This window comes from Crystallibacter degradans (genome assembly GCF_012952295.1).
In the GTDB taxonomy this organism is placed as follows: Bacteria; Actinomycetota; Actinomycetes; order Actinomycetales; family Micrococcaceae; genus Crystallibacter; species Crystallibacter degradans.
Map to the genome: position 1 here is coordinate 1 of NZ_JABBCH010000060.1, position 1537 is coordinate 1537.

The 1537-nt window shown below is 63.1% G+C and carries 1 pseudogene; it reads right to left on the reverse strand.

The annotated features are described in order from the left end of the window. Positions 1–600 (reverse strand): annotated as a pseudogene (locus HGO92_RS24095) (IS30 family transposase); the annotation flags it as partial. Between the last annotated feature and the right edge of the window lie 937 nt (positions 601–1537).

Genomic DNA, 1537 nt, shown 5'->3' on the forward strand with positions numbered 1-1537 from the left:
CAAGTCCCCTTCCCAATGGCCCGGGATTGCGCGGTCTTCGACCTCGGCGGGGCGCTCGGAGATGTTGATCATGGGGTCGCGGAAGCGGCTGGTGCGTTCCTCCGGGTTCTTGTGCTTTTTGCGCCGGGTCCGCCCGGTGCGCAGCGCATCTTGGACTTCCCGTTTCAGGCCGCCGCGGGCCTGGACGTAGAGGGCTTGGTAGATCGTTTCGTGGCTCACGCGCATGCTCGGATCGTCGGGAAAATCCTTGATCAAGGTATGGGTTATCTGCTCCGGCGACCAGAGCAATTTCAGTTTCGCTTTCACATACCGCCGCAGCGGCCCATCCGTTGCCAGCTTACTGGGCTTCGGCCGGGCGCGGGCCTTGGTAGCGGCCCGCTGGGCGCCGTAGGGCTGGTATCCGAGCCTGGGGTGGCTGTTGCGCATTATTTCGCGGCTGATGGAGCTTGCGTGGCGTCCCAGGGCGCGTCCGATCGTTCGGACCGATTCCTCGGCACGGAGCATGTCGGCGATCAGTTCCCGCTCTTGCTGGACCAGGTAGCGCGAATCAATGGCCTGCTCCAGGTGCTCAATCGTCACGGTTCTCGGTGCGGGCACCCGTGCCGGCGCCTCCGAGGGCCCCGTGGAGGCAGCCGCGGCGATAGGCGGCGTCATCGTTTCCTGGCACCCGGGTGGCAGCTCTGGCATCATGGTCAATCCCGGCGCTTCAAAGGGCTCGGCAGCGGTCTTCAGCATGATGTCAGGTTCGGCAAGAGCAGTAGTCACTTCACATGTATATGCGGTGTCAGCGCTTTGGTTCGCATCGGCATGGGCTCTGGCAGCCCGGGCGGCCTGGTCCCAGTCATAGCCGACGCGCCGGTTCACCCCCACCACCGCTGAAGCGGCCTTCTGCGTGGCGCCTTCTTCACGCAGGCGCGTGTATTCCGCTTGTTTTTCGGCACGACTTTGCCGGACGTTTTCCACTCCTGCGGCAAGAGCCCAGCTTTCCCCTTGGCTGCGTTTGACACCGACCTCACGGGCGGCCACGCTGATGTTCCCCACGCGCTCCAAGACGGCAAGGAACGCGGCTTTCTTCGGCGCCAGCGCCAACTGCTTGGCCGTCGGTTTTCCTTGAGGTTTCCGTTCGACCGCGGTCAGCGAATACGACCATTTGAATGCGGTCTGGGTATTGATTCCCAGCTGCCGGGCCGCGGCGCTGACGCTGCCCAGGCGGTCCAACAGCACAAAGAACTCGGCCTTCTGCTCCGCGGAGTATCTCGCCCCCGGTGCCCGGCCGTCATCCTTCGTCCACATCAGGCAGGTAGAGCGGGTGAAGCCCAGTTCCCGGGCCGCGGCAGTAACAGTCCCCAAGCGTTCCTTGGCTTCAAAGAACCGTGCCTTATCTTCCCGGGAATACTTGCGGCGCTTCCGGGCCGCCTGGCCCACGGACGAAGAACCCGATTTTTCCCTTAAGGAAGAACTTGGAATTGATAGCGGTTGCATGATCGAGGAAACTCCCGAATATCGGGGATGTTGCAACGATCGCTAGAACTCGCCC